This is a genomic window from Kribbella kalugense (assembly GCF_004365875.1).
GTDB classification, from domain to species: domain Bacteria; phylum Actinomycetota; class Actinomycetes; order Propionibacteriales; family Kribbellaceae; genus Kribbella; species Kribbella kalugense.
Genome location: NZ_SODF01000002.1, coordinates 2,216,754 through 2,232,303 on the forward strand (window position 1 = coordinate 2,216,754; position 15,550 = coordinate 2,232,303).

The window sequence follows — 15,550 nt, forward strand, 5'->3', positions numbered from 1 at the left end:
GCTAGCGCCGTCGGGGTAGAGGTGGGAGTTCGTACGAGTCCAGCCAGGCGGCGAACAGGTGCCGGAGCACCTCCTCGTCAGGGCTGTAGCTGGTGGCCAGCGTGATGAAGTCGGCGGTGGTGACCGAGCCGTGCCGATGGAGTTTGGTCCAGGTACGCAGGAGCTCGAAGAACGCGTCGTCGCCGAGGTGCTTGCGCAGTACGTGCAAGGTGATCGCGCCGCGCTTGTAGAGCCGGTCGTCGAACATCAGCTCCGGGCCAGGATCCGACAGCATCAGGTCCTGCGGGAGGCCCTTGAGTCGCGAGTGGGCCTTGGCAGCCTGCTGGTCGGCGGTCAGGCCGCGCGACTCCTCCGACCACAGCCACTCGGAGTAGCAGGCGAAACCTTCGTTCAGCCAGATGTGCTGCCAGCTCGCCGGAGTCAGGCTGTTGCCGAACCATTGGTGCGCCAGCTCGTGCGCGACCAGTCGCTCCGCCCCGCGCCGCCCGTCGACATGGTTGCTGCCGAACACCGAGATGCCCTGCGCCTCGAGCGGGATCTCCAGCGGGTCGTCGGTCACCACGACGGAGTACCCGCCGAACGGGTACGGCCCGAACTGCTTGCAGAACAGCTTCATCATGTCCTGCTGCCGTCCGAAGTCGTGCCGGAACTCACGGATCAGCCGGGACGGCAGCACACCACGGATCGTGACGGGCGAGGTCGCCAGGTCCACCTCGTCGTACCGCCCGATCTGCACGGTCGCGAGGTACGTCGCCATCGGCGCGGCCTGGTCGAAGACCCACGTGGTCCGGCTCGCCTTGACCCGGCGTGAGACCAGTCGCCCGTTCGCGACGACCTGGTACGGCGAATCGGTGGTGAGCGAGATCCGGTAGTGCGCCTTGTCGCCGGGGTGGTCGTTGCACGGGAACCAGGTGGCCGCGCCGCTCGGCTGGCTCGCGACGATCACGCCCTCGGTCAGCTCTTCCCAGCCGAGATCGCCCCACGGGCTGTCCTCCGGCTTGGGGTTCCCGCCGTACTGGATGTCGACGGTGAACTCGGCGCCGTCCGGCAGGTTCGCGGTGATGTAGAGCTTGCCCGCACGCTGCGTGAAGCGCTGCGGGCGGCGGCCGTTCACCGACACCTTCGACACCCGCAGGCCGGACAGGTCGAAACTGAACCGCGTCAACGCCTGGGTGGCGAAGGCTGTGATCGTTGCCTTGCCGCTCAGTCTGTTGCTGTTGACCCGGTAGTCGAGCTCCAGGTCGTACGACTCGACCTTGTAGCCGGCGTTTCCATGGGTGGGCACATAGGGGTCAACCATCAGCCCTGCCAGGGCGCGATCGGATTCCCAGCCCAGCGCGTTCCCGCTGGTACACCTTCACCACGCATCACGAGAGACACCGGGCCGATGGTAGCTCCTGCGCCGACAGTGGCGGCGGGCAGGACGATGCCATGCGGCCCGAGGGTTGCTCCTGGTCCGAAGGTGACTGTGCTCATGGAGAGAACTCGATCATGAAAAAGGTGCGTCTGCAGCACGCAACCGCGATTCACCGTGGCGCCATCGCCCAGGGTGATCAGATCTGCCTCGGGCAACCAGTACGTTTCGCACCAGACGCCCTTGCCGATCTTGGCTCCGAGTGACCTGAGCCACAGGTTCAGAACCGGCGTACCGGCGGCGGCGTTCGCGAACCACGGTGCGGCGACCAGCTCGACGAAGCTGTCGACCACTTCGTTGCGCCAGACGAACGAGCTCCAGAGCGGATACTCGACCGCGCGGGTCCGGCCGACGATCGTCCACTTGGCGACCGTGGCGATGCCTCCCGCGGCCGCTCCCGCGGCCAGGATCACCGCGCCGGACAGCAGCAGGGTCCACAACGGACCGATCCACAGGTCGAGTGCCTGGAGCGCGAACAGCACTCCGAGCGCGATCACGACCGTGAACATCATCGGGACGAACCGGCACAGCTCGACCAGAGCCCGCGCGACCTTGAGTTTGTACGGCGGGTTGAAGGTGCGACTCTGGTCGCCCTCGACGGCTTGCCGACGGAGCTTGACCGGCGGCGATCCGAGCCACGACGTACCGGCCTTGGACTTCTTCGGGGCCGCTGACAGCACCGCGACCAAGCCGTTCTTCGGGACGCTTCGGCCGGGCGCGGTCATGCCGGAGTTGCCGAGGAAGGCGCGCTTGCCGACCTTCGCGCCGGCCACGTGCAGCCAGCCGCCGCCGAGCTCGTACGACGCGATCATCGTGTCGTCGGCCAGGAACGCGCCTTCGCCGACAGTGGTCATCTTCGGCAGCAGCAAGACGGTCGAGGCCTCGACGTCCCGGCCGATCTTGGCGCCGAGGGCGCGCAGCCACCACGGCGTCAGCAGGCTCGCGTACAGCGGGAAGAGCAGCGTGCGGGCCGAGTCGAGAAGCCGCTCGGTCGCCCAGACCTGCCACCCGATCCGGCTGCGGACCGGGTAGTGACCGGGCTTGAGACCGATGCCGAGCAGCCGTACGCCGATCAGCGTGAGCACGGCCATCGTCGCGAAGCCGACGAGCGTCATCAGCGGGATCGCGGTCAGTGCCTTGAGCAGAGCGTCCGGCAGAGTCTGGGTGCCTTTCAGCGCCTGCCCGAGTACGACGAGGGCCGCGGCGGCGGCCGCGACCGGGATCAAGGACATCACTGCGGACTGAGCGCCGTACGCCGCCACCCACCACGGAGCGCGGGCCGGCCGGTGGTCCGGCCATGGGTGTCGCGCGCGGCCGAGCCTGGCCGCGGGGGAGCCGGACCAGCGTTCGTTCTCGGGGACCTTGCCGGAGACGGCCGAGCCGGCCACGATCTCGGAGTTCCGGCCGATCTCCGCGCCGGGGAGCAGGGTGCTGCGGGAGCCGACCACGGCCTCAGCGCCGACGGTCACCGGGCCCACGTGCAGCTGGTCGCCGTCGATCCAGTAGCCGGCCAGGTCGACCTCGGGCTCGATCGAGGCGCCACGGCCCATCGTGAGCATGCCGGTCACCGGCGGCAGCGTGTGCAGGTCGACGCCGCGACCGACCTTGGCGCCGAGGGCCCGGGCGTAGTACGTGATCCAGGGAGCGCCGGCCAGGTTGGCGGCGCCGGCGGCGTCGGCGAGGTTCTCGGCGGCCCACAGCCGGACGTGGACGTTGCCGCCGCGCGGGTACGTGCCGGGTTTCAGGCCCCGCAGCAGGACGCGCGCGCCGATCACGGCGATGCTCATCCGTCCGGCCGGGCTGATCAGGATCAGCCAACCGGCCAGGATCCACCACCACGACACGGTCCGCGCCCAGGGCAGCGGCTCGATCAGCTCGGCGAGCAGGTTGTTCAGCGTGAAGAGGTATACGAGCCAGCGGACGCCGACGACCGTCTGCAGGATCAGGGTCAGCGCGGTCTGCAGGAGCTGGGTGCTCTTCGGGGTCGGCCGGATCTCGCGGATCTCGACCGGCTCAGTTGCGGCCGGTCGGAACTCGTCGAGTCGTTCGGCCAGCGCACCGAGGCGGGGGTACTCGTAGATGTCGCCGACCGTGACCTCGGGGTACCGCTCGCGGAGCGCCGAGACCAGTTGGGCCGCGGCGAGGCTGCCGCCGCCGTGCAGGAAGAAGTCGTTGTCGGGACCGGTGACCGTGGCGCCGAGGACCTTGGTCCAGCACTCGGCCAGCCAGCCCGCAGTACCGCTCAACTCGGCGGCCGGGCCGTCGCTGTCCATGCCGGGTAGCGGCCAGGGGAGCGCGTTGCGGTCGACCTTGCCGGACGTCCTGGTCGGCAGGGTGTCGACGATGGCCAGCAGCGGTACGAGCGCTGCGGGCAGGGCTTCTCGAAGTCGCTCGGTCGCCTTGGCGTTATCGAAGGCGTCCGGGTCATCTGGTACGACGTACCCGACGAGCAACTGATTGCCCGCGGCGCTGTTGCGGACCGCGGCCGCGGCGCCGGAGACTCCGGGAAGGGACTGCAGCGCGGCATCTACCTCGCCGAGCTCGATCCGTCGACCGCCGAGCTTGACCTGCTCGTCGGCACGGCCCTGGAACAGCAGCCCGAGCGGGTCGGACTTGACCAGGTCGCCGCTGCGGTACGCGCGTTCCCAGCCGAGGGAGGGCATCGGGGCGAACTTCTCGGCATCCTTGACCGGATCGAGGTACCGGGCCAGGCCGACCCCGCCGATGATCAGCTCGCCCACCTCGTCGGTGGCGACTTCGTTGCCTGCGGCATCGACCACGGCGAGATCCCAGCCGTCCAAGGGCAGGCCGATCCGGACCGGCCCTTCGCCGGTGAGCAGGGCGGCGCAGGCGACGACGGTGGCCTCGGTCGGGCCGTACGTGTTCCAGACCTCGCGGCCGTCGACGGCCAGTCGTTCGGCCAGCTCGGGCGGGCAGGCCTCGCCGCCGAAGATCAGCAGCCGGACCTGGTCGAGGGCGTCCGCCGGCCAGAGCGCGGCCAGCGTGGGAACGGTGGAGACGATAGTGATGCCTTGGGCAACCAACCACGGGCCGAGGTCCATGCCGGTCCGGACCAGCGACCGTGGCGCCGGGACCAGGCAAGCGCCGTGCCGCCAGGCCAGCCACATCTCCTCGCAGGACGCGTCGAACGCGACCGAGAGGCCGGCCAGGACCCGGTCGTCAGGCCCGATCGGCTCCTTCTGCAGGAACAGGCGGGCCTCGGCGTCGACGAACGCAGCGGCCGAGCGGTGCGTGACGGCGACACCCTTCGGTACGCCGGTCGAGCCCGAGGTGAAGATGATCCAGGCGTCGTCGGTTGTCTCCGGACCCGCGGCACCTCTCGGGGCGTCCGTCGTACTCGGGGCGTCCATCCGGGCGGAGTACGGGTAGTCGAAGGCGCCGTTGGCCGCGTCGTTGTCGACAATCGGCACCTGCTGTGGGCGGGTGACGGTCAGCTCGAGCTCATCGCCGACGGTGGCCGCGACGTTGGCCTCGCCGAACACCAGCTCGGCGCGTTCGTCCGGGTCGTCCGCGTCCACCGGCACGTACGCCGCGCCGGCCTGAAGGGTGCCGAGAATCGCGACATACAAGTCGTTGTGGCCGGACGAGATCCGGATCCCGACCCGGTCGCCGGGCCCGATCCCCGCGGCCGTCAGCCGGCCGGCGAACTTGGTCGTCTGCGCCAGCAGTTCGCGATAACTCAGACTGATGCTGCCGTCATCGAGCGCCGGCTCGTCGGCGTACCTGTTGGCCGTTTCCTCCAGCACATCCACAAGCGTCCGTGCGGCCGTCGCCAACTCCCCGCGTCGCAACGTCACGGGCGGATACTACGCCGCCCAGTTACCGGCTGGATAACCCGAAGCGAACACATGGGTCACGCCATCAACTGCTTGTTCGGGCCCATTCGCCGGCGAATGTCTTGAAGGTACGGGCCGGGCGGCCGAGTGCTTGCTCCACATCCGTGGTCGGTTGACCGCCGTAGCCGTTGGCGATCGAGGCCAGGATGTTGGTGAGAAGTTCGGCGCCGGCTCGCGGAACGCCTTGAGCCACTTGCTGTTCGATGTAGTCGGCCGGAGCCATGGCGACGTACTCGACGCGGTGGTTGGTGGCCTCGGTGATGTGGTTCGTGGCTTCGGTGAAGGTGATGGCTTCGGGGCCGGTTAGTTCGTAGGTGCGGCCTTGGTGGTCGGCGGTGGTCAGGGCAGCGGTGGCGACGTCGGCGATGTCGTCGGCGTCGATGAACGGGGTGCGGCCGTCGCCGGCAGGTAGGGCGAGTACGCCGGAGAGGACCGCGGCCCGCCACGGGCCTTCGCTGAAGTTCTGGGCGAACCAGTTGGGGTGCAGGATCGTCCACTCGGCCTGGGAGTTACGGACGGTCTGCTCGACGCCGTGGAGGGGATGGTCGGGGTTCGACGCGAGGGCAGCCGACAGCAGGACCAACCGTCGTACGCCGGTCTCGAGGGCGGCCTCGGCGAAGCGGGCCAGACGGTCGCCGGGGCGGATCGTGGGTTCCATCAGGTAGGCAGCGGTGATGCCGTCGAGGGCCGGCGCCCAGGTCGAGGGGTCGTCGAGGTCTAGTCGTACGTCGCTTCCGGTGCGGGACGCCGTACGGACGGAGTGGCTGTCGTCACCGGCTGCGTGGTCGGCGGAGCGGAGGCGGGCGGCGATGCGGCGGCCGGTGGTGCCGGTGCCGCCGAGGACGAGGTACTTGTGCATGGGATCCAGCCAACTGAAGTTGGTGCAGACGATCCATGGGAGAGCGTCGCCGATCCATTTGTGATCGTCTAGCTTGGAGGGGTGGATGTCCTCAGTGACCTGTTGCAGCGAGCGCAGGCGAACGATGCGCTGGTCCGGCAGATCATCGCCCGCGGGCCGTGGTCGGTGACGTACGCCGACGTGCCGTCGCTGTCGGTCGTCGCGACCCTCGGCGGTAGTGCGTGCCTCCGGCTGGACGACGGCGTACCGCGGGATCTGGCGGCCGGCGACATCGCGCTGATCACTGGGGTGGGCAGCTACACGATCGCGGACGATCCGGCGACGCCGGCGTACTACGTGATCCGCGGCGGGCAGAAGTACACGATCGACGGGGATCCGGTGGAGGGGCGTGAGTACCTGGCGCCGCGCACGTACGGCGACGGGCTGCCGGGCGCGACGACCATGGTGCGGGGCGCTTATGAGCTCCGCGGTGACGTCGGTCGGCGGTTGCTGGCGCTGTTGCCTCCGCTGGCGGTGGTGTCGGCTACGCCGCAGACCCGTCCGGCGCTGGACCTGCTGACGGTTGAGGTCGCGCGGGAGGAGCCGGGGCAGGACGCCGTACTGCGGAGGTTGCTGGACTTCGTCCTGGTTCTCGCACTACGCGCGTGGTGCGCTTCGCCTGAGGCGAAGCTCCCGTCGTGGTACCAGGCTCTCACCGCACCCGGAGTCGGCGACGCGCTCCGCTTCATCCACGAGGACCCGGCCCACCGCTGGTCAGTCGCCGAGCTAGCCGCCAAGGTAGGCCTGTCCCGAGCCACCTTCGCCGCCCGCTTCACCAAACTGGTCGGCCAACCGCCCCTCACCTACCTAACCGCCTGGCGCATGTCCCTAGCCGCCGACCTCCTCCGCACCACAACGGCCACCATCGCCACCGTCGCCCACCAGGTCGGCTACGAAGACCCCTTCGCCTTCAGCGTCGCCTTCAAACGAACCCACCACCAGTCCCCAACAACCTGGCGTAACCAGGAGGGCTCGGTTGGCCGGCATGGTGGGGCGTAAGGCGGACCGCCACGCATGCAGAACCCGGCCCTGACGGCTCAAAAGCGCCTTATCGGAGGGGTTCTGCATGCCTGGCGATCCGCCGCTCGCCTTATCGGCTGGAAACCACGACGCTTGGCACGTCCAAGCGGTGAGGAAGAGCGCAGGACGCGGAGGCTGGTGGTCAGGAGGGGACGTTGATGGCGTTGTCGCGCGTCATGGGGGCGGTCGCAGTGATCGGCTTGGGCATGCGGCGACGCTAAGTCCGGTCGCTCGGGACCCCTCCCGAGCTCAGTCGTCCAGTACGTCGAGATCCGCCGGGACCAGCGTGGTCGTCAGGAGCAGTACCCGGAACAGGTTGTCGTTCAGCGCGTTCCCGACCGGCTCGCCGACCTCTTCACGGGTCAGACCGGGTACGCCGTCCCGTGACATGCGAGTGCGAACGTTCGAGACCAGGTGCTCCACCCGCTTGGCGGTCCAGCCCTCGGCCGGCTGCAGCTCGGCCAACTGGTCCGCGGCCTGTCGCCAGGACAGCGGCAGCGGATGCAGGTCGTGCAGCAGGTAGCGCTGGCCCACCACGGTCAGTGCCAGCTTCTCGGCCGGCGACAGCTGCCAGATGCGAGGCGGCTGGGTGGGGTCGCGTGGACGCAGTACCGGGCGAGTGCCGCTGTCGCCCACGACGTACACCTCCAGCAGGTGCTCACGTCCACTGGAGCCCTGGACGAAGAGTGGGGTGTAACCGGACGCGAGCGGCATCGGGTCCTCACCGCCGAACAGCATCTGCTCACGCGGGAACCGCACCGGCAGCCGCCCGGTCACCGCGACCCACCACTGGCCGCCCCGGTAGCTGATCGAGCCGTGCATCCGACTGACCCGCGGATCGTCCTCACCGACGCACACATGTACCTCGGGACGGTTCCGCCCGAACAGAATCGTCCGGTGCGGTCCCGGGTCGACAGTGAGCCCACCACCGACGCTCAGCACGAACATCGTGCCCGGCTGCGCGTCAGGTACGCCGCGTGCCAGGCTGGTCTGGTCCTGCGGGAGACTCCGGATCGGTTCCATCTCAGGCCTTCGGAAGCTTCAGGACGGCAGCCTGGGCCAGCTTTGTCGCCAGTCCGCACAGTGAGGCGGGCTTGGCCGAACCACCGACAGACATTGTCACCAACTCGACCGCATCCTGCCCGTTCGGGTCGACGTACGTCCGGTAGACGATCACCACCGCGCAGGTCTTCGGACCGTCGTTCTCGTTCGACAGGAACGCAGACCGCCCGCCCACGGTGATCGGCTGCCCGTCTGACGAGTCCAGCGGCTGGTTCCGGTCGAAGTACAGGTCCACCGACAGGTCACTCGTCGTACCGTCCCAACCGCACGACCAGTTCCCGAACGACGTGTCCGGATGCGGCCCGACACCAGGGATCACGGCGAGCGCCTTCTTGTCCAGCAGCGTGCAGGCGTCGACCTGCGCCAGCGACGTGGCTGGCAAGGGCGCCGTACGCCGCGGAATCGGACCGGCCTGCAGAACGCCGATCGCCTTCTGGGTAACGGCTTCCGCCATCGCGCAGACGTCCATCCCGGACCCGTCGGTGTGCTTGGCCTCCACCTGGATCTGCGTGCGGTCGGACAGCACCAGCACCCGTTCGCAGTCGTCACCGCCGGACTTCTCGCGCGTCACCGTCCGCAGGTTGCCGGTGAACTTTTGCACCGCACCTCTCGGCGAATCGGTGTAGGGCAGATTCAGCTCCGCCCGTACGTCGACCTCCTGGTCGCCGGTGCCGGTCACCACCACGTCGCACCGGTCGAAGTTGCCGTACGCCGGCTCCAGCGTGGTCTGCCCGAACCGGCTCAGCGACTTCTCGTCGATCAACGCGCACGGATCAACCGTCAACGGATCCCCGACCGGCCCGGCCGCCGGCGCCGTGGCGGACCCACTTGTCGGCGTCGGCACGGTGCTTGTCGGCGTCGGCACGGTGCTTGTTGGCGCCGTGGATGGGGCCGACGGCCCGGATGATCCCGACGGTTCGGACGATCCCGACACAGCGCGCCCGATCAGCACGCTCAGTACGACGGCAACCACGACTCCGCCGGCTGCGGCCGGGATCACCCACCGTTTGCGCCGAGGAGGGCTCAAAGGCGCCGCTCCACCGAGCTCCTCCACGACCTCAGCAACAGACGGCCGGTCTTGTGGGTCGATGGCGAGCATCCGGGTGATCAGCGGCGTCAGCTCACCGCCTCGGCGCAGCGGCTCGAGTTCTCCCCGTGCTGCACGCCGCAGTACCGCCAGCGGGTTCGGATCGCTGCCGAACGGCGAATGGCCTTCCAGCGCCGCGTAGAGCACGGCGCCCAGCGAGAACACGTCGGACGCGGTCGTCGGTTCGTTGCCGTTGGCCACTTCCGGCGCGAGGTTGGCCGGCGTACCGACGGTCGAGCTGTCGGTCAGCGTCGCCTCCGCCCACATTCGCCGGGAGATCCCGAAGTCCGCGAGCTTCGCCGTACCGTCCGGAGTGACGAGGATGTTGGCCGGCTTGAGGTCCCGGTGGATGATGCCGGCCGCGTGCACAGCCTGCAGTGCGGACGCGATCTGTACGCCGATCCGCGCGACCTGATCGGCTGGCAGCGGACCCAGTTCGTCCAGGCTGCGCGACGGCAGGTACTCCAGGACCAGCCAGTGCTCGTCGCCGTCGGACACCACGTCGAAAATCGTCACCACATGCGGATCGTGCAGCCGGGCGCCGGTCCGGGCCTCGCGACGCAGCCGTCGGCCGTCTGGGTCGTCCACACCAGGGTGCGCGCGCTTCAGTGCGACCGTGCGGTCGAGCTCCTGATCGTGGGCACGCCAGACCGAACCCATGCCGCCCGACCCGAGCGGTTCCCCCAGTAGATAACGGCCCCCGATCAGCCGGCCCGTCACTGCACTAGGTCCGCCGATACCGCGAAGGTGTCGCACGCCTTGTTGGCGCCGACGTTGAAGCCGTTCTGGATCCAGAAGCCCTGGCTGGTCGCCAGACCGTGAGTCCGCTCGTTCGCCGGCGTGTCCGACGATTCACCGAAGCTGTTGCTGGACTGCTCCTTGAACTCGTCCAGCCGGTTGGTCAGCGGGTACGACTTCTCCACTGCCTTGCTGAACACGCCGCCGAAGCAGGAGGCCTGCAACTCGTTCCGGCGAGAGCTTTCCAGTTGCTGGTCCGGGTGGTCCTGCAGGTACACCGCACGGGCGTAGAACAGGCCGCTGATCCCTTGGACATGGTGGCCGTACTCGTGCGCGATCGTCATCAGGTACGCCAGGTCCTCCTGTGGACCGAACGCCTTGTTCATCTGCTTCACGTCGACGTACATCACCTGGTTGCCGTAGCAGTAGAACGCCAGCACCCGGCCGGACAGCGGCTGGAAGTTGCCGCACGCTGTCTGGACCGGCTGGTCGAACACGACTAGACCCGGGTCAGGCTTGTCCTGCCCGAGCTCGTGGAAGATCGGTCGCCACGCGTCGTTCAGGCACTTGAACAGCTTCTGGTAGTAGACCTTCTGCGAGGCCAGGCTGCCGCTGCCGAGGTTGGCCGCAGGGCAGTTCTGCTCCGCGAGCGGACCGGTGCGGTAGATGTCGGCGTTCAGCAGGTAGTCCTCGGCGGACCCCTTCTGCGGGTTCGTGGTCGCGGTCGGCACGATCGACGGACCGGTCACGCCGGGGTCCGCAGTGTCGTCGGTGCTGCTCTTGCCGAGGATCGCGGCCATCACCGCGACAGACACGCCGATGAAGATCAGCATGACGAAACCGAACAGGATCAGCCGGACCGGACCGCCACGTTTACGCGGCGGCTGGAACCCGTTGAACTGACCTGGCGGGCCGTAGTACGGCTGGCCCCACTGACCTGGGTACTGCTGCTGCGGCGGGCCCTGCGGGAACTGGCCCTGAGGAAACTGACCGTGCGGGAACTGGCCCTGCTGCGGCGGCCACGGTGCGGGCTGCGGCGGTGGCAAGATGCCGGGCGGCGGGCCGGGTGGCCGGCCCTGCGGCGGGCCGCCGTACCCGTACGGGCTGCTCACTACTCTGGCCTCCAGGCTGGTCGGTCGAGTTCGCTGCACGAACCGGCACGAGACTACTCTCGACCCATGTCACCGAAGCGCCGCCTCCTCCCGGCTGCCCTGCTGATGTCCCTGACCGCACCGGTCGCCTGCCTGTTCGTTGCCCTCAGCCCGGTGTCCGCGCAGGCAGCCGGTCGAGCCGACGACCAGATCACGGCGTACTCCGCGGATGCGACCCTCACCAAGGACGGTGAGCTGCAGGTCAAGGAGTCGGTCGACCTGACGGCCGGCGGTACGACGTTCAGCCGCACGCTGACCACCCGGGTCCGGTCTGACTCCGACCGCGACCGCACATACGAGCTGAAGAACGTCTCGGCGACGGTGAACGGCCAGCCCGCCCAGGGCTTCGAGAACGCCAGCACTGACGACGGGCGCAAGCTGACGCTGAACGTGTCCGGTCAGTCGAAGATCGTCTACAGCTACACCGTGGACAACGTGGTCGCCGACTCGACCGAGGGCCGCGAAGTCAGCTGGCCGATCGTACAGGGCTTCGGTGTGTCGGTCCCGAAGGCCAATCTGAACATCAGCGTCCCGTTCGCGACCTGGGTGACCTGCTTCGCCGGCCGCATCGGCTCGAGCATGCCGTGTACGTCGTCCCAGCTGGCCGAGTCGGCCGCGCTGCAGATCGAGCAGAACGGCGTACCGGCCGGTGGTCGGCTGACCTTCCTGACCGGGCTGAGCGACCAGGCGACGGTGCAGGCGAACGCGCAGTACTCGACTCGCTGGTCGCTCGGCCGCGCGTTCACCGTGGACTCGACCACGATCGGCCTGGCGGTGATCGTGTTCGGCATCGGACTGCTCGGTGCGGTCGGTCTGTGGTTCTTCCGCGGTCGGGACGCCGGGAAGGTCGGAGATGGGGCGCCGGAACGTCCGGTGCTGGACGGCGCCGACGGACCGCAGTTCGCGGCGCCGGACGGCATCCGGCCTGGACAGGTCGGCACGGTGGTGGACGAGACGGCTGACGTCGTCGACATCACTGCCACGCTGCTGGACCTTGCCGTGCGCAACTACCTGACGATTGTCGAGCAGCCGCGCGAGTCGCACTTCGGCCGGCTGGACTGGGAGCTGCAGCGACTGCACCAGGGCGGTCCGGAGCTGCTGCCGTACGAGAAGGCCTTGCTGGATGCGGTATTCGCGGACGGCGACTCGGTACTAGTGTCCGCGCTGGGCCCGTCGCTGCGGCCGCGACTCAACTTGGTCCGTGAGCAGCTGTACGCCGACGTGGTCACGCAGGGCTGGTTCAACAGCCGTCCGGACGCGGTCCGGAACCGGTGGATCACCGCGGGCCTCGTGCTGCTCGGTGCAGGCGTCGTACTCACCATCGTGCTTGCGATCGTCAGCAAGTTCGCCCTGGTCGGATTCGCGGTCATGGCGGCCGGACTGGTGCTCGCACTCGTCGGCCAGGTCGCACCGGCCCGCACTGCGCGCGGTGCCGCCGTACTGGGCCGCGTGGCCGGTCTGCAGCACTACCTGGCCAACGAGTCGTCGTCCAACCTGCCGCAGAGCCACCGGCTCGAGTTCGCGTCCCGCTGCCTGCCGTACGCCGCTGTGCTCGGACTGACCGAGAAGTGGGCGCTGGAGATCGCGGCGACCGATGACGACGACGACCCCGACGCCGGCATCGGCTGGTACTCCGGTCCGGAGAACTGGCACCTGTCGGACATCGGGGAGTCGCTCAGCAACTTCGTCACCACGTTCGGCGGCTCACTGACCACCGCCCGCCGGCTCTTCGGCTGACGGGCGGCGGCCTGCGGGCTAGTTGACCCGTACGTCGGCTGCGGTGAAGGTGTTGCAGGAGTCCGGCTTCTTGTTGTTGAAGCCGGTGAGCGACCACTGGTAGTTGCTCACCCGGTTGCCGTGGTCGTGCACGCGCGGCCGGGCGTAGTCGTCACCGGAGTGGGTGATCAGGAAGTTCCAGTTGGTCAGTAGCGGGCCGCGCATCGGGATGTACGTCGCGTTCGCACCGAGGTAGACGGCGCCCAGGCAGGTCGCCTGCAGTTCGCGCCGACGGCTCTCGGTGAGCTTCTGGTTCGGGGTCATCTTCGCCTGCCGGGACACCGACGACGCGAGGATGCCGCTCAGCTTCTGCACGTGGTGCCCGTACTCGTGGGCGAACGTGTTCAGCATGATCGCGCGGGCGTAGACCGGGTTGGTCGTGTAGTACCGGTTGTCCACGCTGAACGGCAGGTAGATGGTCTCGTTCGCAGCGCAGTACGCCGCACGCACGCTGCGCTGGATGCCACACGGTGAAGGCGTCTTGCCGACGTACACAACCGCCTTGGGGTTGCGGAACGGCAGGTTGACCTTCTTCATCGCCAGCCACCAGGTGCGGTTCAGGCAGGGCAGCAGGCGGTTGTAGTACTGCTGTGCCGCGGCGACCGTGACCGGTGCAAACGGCGGCTCCACGCACTTCGACGCGGCGACCGGGCCGACCCGGTAGAGCGCACTGTTCTTGACGACCTCGTCGACCGTCGGTCCGCGCGGCGTACTCGGGCTCGGCGACGTGGACGGGCTCTCGGACTGCGACGGGGACTCCGAAGCGGGCGCCGACGACGGGGTGTTCTTGGCTTCAGCGTCGTCGCCGCCGAGGCCGCGGACGAGCAGGGTGACACCGGAACCGACCACGAGTACGGCGAGGACGACCAGGCCGATCAGGAGACCGCGGGAGACCTTCTTCTTACGGCGACGCCGGCCGCCGGGTGGTTGCGGGATCGGGATCGGCGGGTACTGCCAGGTCGGCGCCTGCTGGACAGGCTGACCCATCGGGCCGGTCTGGCCCGGCCCGCCTTGCCGGGCGGCGTGGCGGGGGCCGGACTGCTGCTGTTGCTGAGACGGGAGCGCGTTGCTCCAGGGAGAGGACTGCTGCTGCTCCTGCCCGGCGGGGCCCCAGAGATAAGAGCCCTCGGAGCGCGGACCATTCTGGTCCCGCTGGTCATGCTGCTCACCCTGCGAAGGCCCAGCCAGCCAAGCACTCGACTCAGACTGCCCAGTAGCCGACCACCCGCTACCACCCTGCCCGGACCCGGCCTGGTTGGCCTCGCCGCCGGACTCAGCCCCATCAGTCCGCAACGTCCACGACTGCGAAGCCCAAGACGACCCCGCCGAACCATCACCCTGCGCCGGCCCGGACTGCGAAGCACCGGACTGCGAAGCACCGGACGGTCCCGGACCGCCTTGCGGCGGGCCGCCCTGCGCTGGACCGGACTGCGCTGGACCGGACTGCGCTGGGCCGGACTGCGACGGGCTCGGCCGGGACTGGCTGGGCTGTGCGGGTCCGGGCTGTGTGGGACCGGATTGGGACGGGCCGGGTTGGTTGGACCAGGACGGGCTGGTCTGCCATGGGCTCGGCTGGTTCGGACCGGGCTGGTTGGGACCCGGCTGATTTGAACCCGGCTGGTTCGGGCCGGTCGGCTGCGGACCGCGCTGCTGAGGGCCGGGCTGGTTGGAGCCCGACTGGTACTGGCCAGGTTGGCTAGGGCCGGCCGGATAGGAGCCTGGCTGGTTGGGACCCGGTTGGTTCGGGCCCGCCTGGTTGGCACCTGCCTGGTTCGGGCCCGGCTGGTTGGGGCCTGCTTGGTTCCGGCCTGGCGCGTTCGGGCCCGGTTGGTTGGGACCTGGGCGGTTGGGGCCGGGCTGCTGGGGACCGCGCTGCTGAGGGCCAGTCTGGTTGGGACCGGACTGTCCTCGGCCGGGGTGGTTCGGGCCGGGCTGGTTTGGGTTTTGGGTGGAGACGGGCTGGTCGGGGTGTTCTCGGCGGTTGGGGTTCCAGCCGCCGGCGAACCAGTTGTTGGCCGGCGGCTCGGCCTGGCTCGGGTTCTGGAACTCGCGCTTGGCCTCGGTGTCACCGTCCCACCACGAACCCCCCTGGCCCTGTCCCGGACCGCCCTGCCCATCCCCGGGACCATGCTGGCCCTGCCCAGCACCACGCTGTCCTTCACCAGCACCACGCCGGCCCTGCTGCGCGCCGGGACCACGCTGATCTGCGCCGGGACCACTCTGCGCCGGACCACCTTGCTGTGAGCCGGGACCAGCCTGCGCTGCGCCGGGGCCGTGCTGACCTTCGCCGGGACCGCCCTGCTGTGCGCTGGGGCCGCGCTGGTCTGCGCCGGGGGCGGGTTGGCCTTCCCCGGAGCCGCGCTGGTCCTGGCCGGGACCGGGCTCCTGTGGGCGGGCCGGCTGATCGTCAGCCGGGTCGCTCCCCGGGGGCTGGTACCAGTTGTCCGACATCGATGCTCCTCACGACCTTGCTGGCTGACGCTCGCTGGGTGGGTGCCGAAGGCCGCCTCCCCCGGACATACTTTGCGCGATCCGGACCCACCAGGC

The 15,550-nt window shown here is 69.2% G+C and carries 10 protein-coding genes and 1 pseudogene; 4 read left to right on the forward strand and 7 right to left on the reverse strand.

Annotated features, from left to right (window positions below):
• Position 1 precedes the first annotated feature (1 nt).
• The 3 genes from EV650_RS28485 to EV650_RS28495 form a co-directional block, all read right to left on the reverse strand.
• Positions 2 to 1,300 (reverse strand): M1 family metallopeptidase, encoded by a 1,299-nt coding sequence (locus tag EV650_RS28485; protein ID WP_134122040.1) that lies wholly within the window; start codon positions 1,298 to 1,300, stop codon positions 2 to 4.
• The gene (locus tag EV650_RS28490) at positions 1,300 to 5,232 is read right to left on the reverse strand and encodes a Pls/PosA family non-ribosomal peptide synthetase (RefSeq protein ID WP_134122041.1); all 3,933 of its coding nucleotides are present in this window, start codon (positions 5,230 to 5,232) and stop codon (positions 1,300 to 1,302) included. Before EV650_RS28490 ends, EV650_RS28485 begins: the two co-directional genes overlap by 1 nt.
• A gap of 64 nt (positions 5,233 to 5,296) precedes the next feature.
• A complete protein-coding gene (locus tag EV650_RS28495; RefSeq protein ID WP_134122042.1) occupies positions 5,297 to 6,130 on the reverse strand; it encodes an NAD(P)H-binding protein in 834 nt (277 codons plus the stop codon).
• Positions 6,131 to 6,211: 81 nt separating this feature from the next.
• Here EV650_RS28495 and EV650_RS28500 point away from each other — a divergent pair, with 81 nt between their 5' ends.
• Positions 6,212 to 7,168, forward strand: coding sequence for an AraC family transcriptional regulator (locus tag EV650_RS28500; protein WP_134122043.1), 957 nt, complete (start codon positions 6,212 to 6,214; stop codon positions 7,166 to 7,168).
• Positions 7,169 to 7,438: 270 nt separating this feature from the next.
• On the opposite strand, the gene EV650_RS28505 is transcribed toward EV650_RS28500, so the two are convergent.
• From EV650_RS28505 to EV650_RS28515, 3 genes are read right to left on the reverse strand one after another with little or no spacing between them, the layout of a single operon-like run.
• A complete protein-coding gene (locus EV650_RS28505; RefSeq protein ID WP_134122044.1) occupies positions 7,439 to 8,212 on the reverse strand; it encodes an FHA domain-containing protein in 774 nt (257 codons plus the stop codon).
• Between the two features lies 1 nt (position 8,213).
• Complete coding sequence (locus EV650_RS28510; protein WP_369409965.1) at positions 8,214 to 10,094, reverse strand: serine/threonine-protein kinase; 1,881 nt, start codon at positions 10,092 to 10,094, stop codon at positions 8,214 to 8,216.
• A complete protein-coding gene (locus tag EV650_RS28515) occupies positions 10,055 to 11,188 on the reverse strand; it encodes a neutral zinc metallopeptidase (RefSeq protein WP_238174500.1) in 1,134 nt (377 codons plus the stop codon). The genes EV650_RS28510 and EV650_RS28515 overlap by 40 nt, the downstream gene beginning before the upstream one ends.
• 66 nt (positions 11,189 to 11,254) lie before the next feature.
• On the opposite strand from EV650_RS28515, the gene EV650_RS28520 reads away from it, so the two are divergent.
• Complete coding sequence (locus tag EV650_RS28520) at positions 11,255 to 12,964, forward strand: DUF2207 domain-containing protein (RefSeq protein WP_134122046.1); 1,710 nt, start codon at positions 11,255 to 11,257, stop codon at positions 12,962 to 12,964.
• 18 nt (positions 12,965 to 12,982) lie between these two features.
• Here EV650_RS28520 and EV650_RS28525 read toward each other — a convergent pair whose 3' ends face one another.
• Complete coding sequence (locus tag EV650_RS28525) at positions 12,983 to 13,990, reverse strand: neutral zinc metallopeptidase (RefSeq protein ID WP_134122047.1); 1,008 nt, start codon at positions 13,988 to 13,990, stop codon at positions 12,983 to 12,985.
• A 705-nt stretch (positions 13,991 to 14,695) separates the two neighbouring features.
• Here EV650_RS28525 and EV650_RS41515 point away from each other — a divergent pair.
• Both EV650_RS41515 and EV650_RS28530 read left to right on the forward strand, forming a co-directional pair.
• Positions 14,696 to 14,791 (forward strand): annotated as a pseudogene (locus tag EV650_RS41515) (hypothetical protein); the annotation flags it as partial.
• Positions 14,792 to 14,947: 156 nt separating this feature from the next.
• Positions 14,948 to 15,247 carry a hypothetical protein gene (locus EV650_RS28530; protein ID WP_134122048.1) on the forward strand — a complete coding sequence of 100 codons (300 nt, stop codon included), beginning with the start codon at positions 14,948 to 14,950 and terminating at the stop codon, positions 15,245 to 15,247.
• Positions 15,248 to 15,550: the final 303 nt, after the last annotated feature.